Here is a 5,571-nt window from a genome sequence, read left to right as displayed (position 1 = left end):
ATTGGCTGGAAGCAAATGTTTTCGATACGACAATGACTTGTTTGCCATACCATTTTGCTTTGTATTCTAACATTGATCGAAATTGCAACCAAGATACCTCACTAATTGCTTTTGCTAACTTATGATTCTTTAACATATTCGATACTTGCAAATCCTCTATACCGATAACATCGTGGTTTTTGATGATTTCAGTTGAAATTTTGTCCAAGTAATCTTTTCTAGTATTTGATATGTATTCATGAATTCTAGCTACCTTTACTCGTTGTTTATTCCAGCGAGAAGATCCTTTCATTCTTCTAGAAAGAACACGCTGTGCTTTCGCCAACTTATCTTCTAATGATCGGAAAAATTTCGGATTTTCATAGTGTGTTCCATCTGACAAAATAGCGAAATCTTTTAGTCCTACATCTATTCCAATGTAAGAATGTGTTTTCGGAAGTTCTTGTACTTCTGTTTCAACTAATAGTGACACAAAATATCTACCAGAAGGGTTGCGTCTAACCGTAGCATTTAAAATACGTCCCTGTACTTCACGGCTTTTGGCAAATCGAACAAGGCCTAGTTTCGGCAACTTTATTTTGTTCCCTACAACGGCAATGTTTTCATTTGTTTGTTTTGTGGTATAAGATTGTACGTTGTTCTTCTTAGATTTAAAGCGCGGTGCGCTGTTTTGTTTTTTGAAAAAGCGCGTATAAGCATCCGCAAGGTTGCGAACAGACGACTGAATCGCAATACTATCCACTTCTTTTAGCCAAACAAGCTCTTTCTTCATGGCAGGTAGTTTGGCAGAGCATATACCATAGGTCAAGCCTTTTCCTGTCTCTTTGTATGCGTGATCCCATAAGGATAGAAAATGATTGAATACAAAGCGAGAACACCCAATCGTTTTGTTGATTAGAATTGCTTGTGCTTGATTTGGATAGATACGAAACTTATAGGCTTTATTAATCATTATTTGATTCACCTCCATTTCGGTATATGACTATTATACACCAAACATACATTCGATAGATAGTAGAGTAATACTTTCTATATGTCGAACAATTAAGATGGCTTCCTGCCATCTCTTGTTCGAGGCCAATTCATCTCCCGCCTACTCACTGGACTGTGACCCTTCACGCTCCTTGAGGAAGGAGTCTTCTTGGCTAAAATGATAAAATAAAACAAAACCATACATAAGATAATTTTACTATTACAAATAATGACATAGTCTGTTTCACCTTTTACATTATCTAAAAAAGAACTTGTAGGAATTCTTACAAGTTCTTTTTTATTTCCTTTATTCTCTTCTTATTTACATACGCAAGATTTATACATTTGGTGGTGATACATACTATATTTATCCGATAAAATAATCTAAAAATTAACACATAATTGATCGTTTTAAGAAAAAGAGATTTCATAAATCTTCAATCACAGTTTCTTAGTTCACCTAATAGAACGTATAAAGACTCATATCATCTTTTGATTATTTTTGGATGTTTTATTCTACGTATATTCGACACAAATTGATTGTTTTTTATGAATTTTCTTGAAAAATATTGTAATATCACTCCATTTTTTCTTCTATTTTGTTATGATGTTTATAATTAAATTGGATTAGGATTTTTTTAGAAAATGGGGGCGTATATTATGAGTGTCTCAGTAAAAGGAAATGAGCAATTAACCTCTCTATTGAACGACTGGTATCGATCTATGCTATCTCAGCAAGTTATAAAAGCTACTAATCTAAAAAAGAAAATTGATGAAAAAATTAATAAGTTAAGCATTGAACCGAATCAAGAGCATCAGGATCAAAATTTGTTACTATACTATTCACTACTCGAATTTCGTTACAAGGTCTTAACAGATAGCCTTGGTATTCAACAAAATAGTTTTGATACTATTAGCGATTATGATATGCCTACAGATCAATTTCTACAATTCTATTATCATTTTTTCAAATCCATTCATTCCACTTTTATATCAAATTATACTGAGGCAGAGGAACATTATAAACTAGCAGAAAAAATATTGGTAGCTATACCAGATGAAATTGAACACGCCGAATTTTACTATAGAATTGCTACTTTCTATCACCATACCTATAACAATCTCGCTTCTATCGAATACGCAAATAAATCGAGAGCAATCTTTTCAAAGTACGAAGGTTATGAAGTAAAAACAGCCTTTTGTAATAGTTTGCTAGGTGGTTGCTGCATCTATTTAAAACAGTACGAACAAGCAGAAGAATATCTACATTGTGCAATTGATTTACTACAAAAAAATAGGGAAGAAGATTCCTTGTTATACGTAAAAAATACTATGGGGTGGCTGTATTCTGATCAAAGTATGTCTACTTTAGCTATTCGTCACCTTTCAGAAGTAACAGAGAAAATCCCTACACACTTCAAGGCCATCTTCCTACAAGCTAAGGAACATTATAAGTTAGGAGAACAATCAACGGCCAGCCAACTCATTGATAAGGGTCTACAGATTTGCAGAGAAATTCATAACGAAGAATACACACACCACTTCTCTATTTTAAAAAAATTAAACGAAAATATTCCATTGGAAGAATTAGAAAAAATCATTCAAGAAGGAATCTTATACTTTGAGGAAGAAGAATTATGGGAATATGTTGTCGAATACGCCGAATTATTTGCCACAAAATGTAGACAATTAGAGAACCACCAAAAAGTAAGTGACTATTTCCATATTTGTTATCAAGCAAGACAAAAATCAATCGCAAAAGGAGTGTTAAAATAATGAAAAAAATTAGCTTATTATTATCAGGCATTGCTTTTATTGGGGTATTAACGGTGGGAATTTTTCAGTTTTCTAAAACAGATCAGCTTGCTACTCATGGGCATTATCCTGCTCCTTCATATAGTGTTGGCGATTATAGTGGTGCACCACCACAAATTTAATGTAAATGTATTTAAAAACCCTCCAAATGGAGGGTTTTTAAATGGCTTATCTGCCTGTTCAATACGCATAGAGAGTACATATTATACTTATTTACTATGTTATAAGATTTTTCATTTCCACTCTGTAACAAGATTCTAGCATTCTCTCCTAGAATCTCAACTTAAATCTTAAATCCACCAATTAACTCTTGAAGTTCTTCCGCCATCTGTGCTAATTGTATTGCTGAAGAATTTATCTCTTCCATAGAAGCATGTTGTTCCTCAGATGAACCAGCTATCGTTTGCATACTTGAAGAATTTTCTTTTACAGCCATAGCTATTTGATCAATCGATGTATCAACTTTCATTGCATCAGTTGTCATTTTATTTGATAGTTCTACCATACCATGCACTTTTGATACAATATCATTTGCAGATTTTGAAATCTCATAAAAACTTTGTTTTGTATCATTCGCAACCTTAATTCCCGACTGTACTTCTACGCCTACTTCATTCATAGCTTTTACAGTCTCATGTACGTCTGCTTGTATTTCCTTAATTAAACTTCCAATTTCCATTGAAGATTCGGATGATTGCTCCGCCAACTTTCTAACTTCATCAGCAACAATTGCAAACCCTCTCCCCTGTTCCCCAGCTCTAGCTGCTTCAATCGCTGCATTTAATGCTAATAAATTTGTTTGTTCCGCAATATTTTGAATCGCTTCTAATATACTGCCAATTTGCTGTGATTTCTTATCTAATAATTTTATGACATTATCGGATTGAGAAACAGAGTGATGGATAGACTGCATTTGTGTTACAGTTTGTTCTACTAATTGTTCACCTTCATTGGCTTTTTGTTTAGTGTATATGGATGAAGCCGATACTTCAGAAGCATTCTCAGCTACGTATTGAATATTTCGTGTTACCTCACCAATTAATTCAGCTCCAGACTCAACTTCATTATTTTGAACCTCTGCACTGTTCGAGATTTCTTCCATCTCTTTTGTAATTTGTTCTGTCGCAACACTTGCTTGCTCTACACTAGCAGTTAGTTCCTCAGAAGACGCAGCTACATGTCCTGCAGATGTGTTAATTTGAGAAATAATATTACGTAACGACTCTGCCATTGTATTGAAACTACCACCTAATTGACCAAGTTCATCCTTTGAACGAATATCTATTTTCTCGGTTAAATCTCCTTGACTAATTCTTTGAGCTGAAATGACTAATTGTCTTAGTGGAGTAATTATAGATTTGAGTATGAATAGAATTACAATTCCACCTAACAATAATGAAGCACCTATTATAGTGAGCGTTTTATAAAAAATAGGATTGGTAGCTTCTTCAATTTCTTTCGTAGGCATTACGCCAGCTATTTTCCAACCTGTTTTTTTATTTGTCTTAAAGCTTATGTTTCGATCTTCACCATTGAGGCTATAAGTAATTACTCCATCTTCTGTCTTGTACAATTCATCCACTAAAGTTTTATCTAATTTCTCTCCAGGTTTTAGTGATGGATGAACAACTATAGTTTTATCTTGACTAACTATAGATACAAATCCTTGCTTCCCAATTTTTATCATTTTGGATGTTTTTACGATATCTTTAATATTCAAATCTACGCCAATGACACCACTTTTATCTGCATTCTGCTTTGCAATTGCAATTACCATATTTCCTGTAGACTTTGATTTATAGGGAGATGAAACAATAATCTCTCCATTTGCTTTTACTGCATCCTTATACCAACTACTTTCTAACGGATTAAACCCTTCTGGTATTTTTCCAACAGGTGCATGAATAAATTGATTGTTACTGGATGCCGTATAAATCGTTTCTATCTCTGGATGTAACTGTATATATTGATCAAATTTATTCTGTACATTTTGCGATTGTTCAGGATTATAATCCCCTTGTGTGAGTACCTTTGCAAAATGAGTGATATCTGTATGCTTATTTTCTAATTCATCATCAACAATCTTATCTAAAATACTTATATTATCTTTTGCTGATTGTAGAATTGTTTCATTAAGATCTGTTTTTGCTTTATTATAAGATGATACTCCTACGATAAGGCTTGGTATAATTAATATTGCTATAAATGCCATAGACAACTTCGTTTTAAGCTTTATTTGCTCCAATCTTTCTTTTATATTAAACACTAGCTACTTCTCCTTTTCATTTTTACTACTTATATAGTTTATTTAAATTTTTCTCCTTTACTTTTCCACATTCATTTATGGTACCATTCGAAATGAAACCACAATTACATCCTATTATCCGTACTTTATAATTTAGAGATTTAATTTTCACAGACAGAGTTTTATCTGCTCTCCTTTCGAATATGTTATTTTTCTAGATTCAGCAATTATTAGACTACGAATTATTCCAAATAAACTTGATGCAACATATACTTCATTTAAAAAATAATTATTGGATTTGTTTGGATAAAAATCTAGTTTAGCGCTAATCCAATCGGATGAAATTCTTACCATAATACATTCACTAAACATAAATAAGTAAATTTATTTCTTTTAATACTTATATTTAACTGCCTTTTAACCATTCTAACTGTATTATTTCATCGTTTTATCTATTTATTACAACCACTTTTGTATTATTGAATCACTAAACTATAAATTCTAAATAGGAGAATAAAATAAATTAGAGAATTACATTG

Annotated in this window: 4 protein-coding genes; 2 read left to right on the top strand and 2 right to left on the bottom strand. The window is 32.5% G+C overall.

Annotated elements, in window-relative coordinates; translation table 11 throughout:
* On the bottom strand, nt 1-952 hold a 952-nt coding region (gene tnpB, locus GBN78_RS28160; RefSeq protein ID WP_193224769.1), incomplete at its 3' end, for an IS200/IS605 family element RNA-guided endonuclease TnpB.
* A gap of 680 nt (nt 953-1,632) precedes the next feature.
* On the opposite strand from tnpB, the gene GBN78_RS28155 reads away from it, so the two are divergent.
* Together GBN78_RS28155 and GBN78_RS30490 are read left to right on the top strand one after the other, a co-directional pair.
* Nucleotides 1,633-2,748 carry a Rap family tetratricopeptide repeat protein gene (locus GBN78_RS28155; protein WP_000116962.1) on the top strand — a complete coding sequence of 372 codons (1,116 nt, stop codon included), beginning with the start codon at nt 1,633-1,635 and terminating at the stop codon, nt 2,746-2,748.
* Entirely contained in the window at nt 2,748-2,909 is a 162-nt protein-coding gene (locus GBN78_RS30490; protein ID WP_000724109.1) for a hypothetical protein, read from the top strand. Before GBN78_RS28155 ends, GBN78_RS30490 begins: the two co-directional genes overlap by 1 nt.
* 161 nt (nt 2,910-3,070) lie before the next feature.
* Here GBN78_RS30490 and GBN78_RS28150 read toward each other — a convergent pair whose 3' ends face one another.
* Nucleotides 3,071-5,053, bottom strand: a complete 1,983-nt coding sequence (locus tag GBN78_RS28150) for a methyl-accepting chemotaxis protein (RefSeq protein WP_119781443.1) — start codon at nt 5,051-5,053, stop codon at nt 3,071-3,073.
* Nucleotides 5,054-5,571: the final 518 nt, after the last annotated feature.

Source organism: Bacillus sp. B2-WWTP-C-10-Post-4, from assembly GCF_009183805.1.
Lineage (GTDB): Bacteria > Bacillota > Bacilli > Bacillales > Bacillaceae_G > Bacillus_A > Bacillus_A cereus.
The sequence above is the reverse complement of the archived record's forward strand: the minus strand, read 5'-3'. Positions and strand labels throughout refer to the sequence as shown.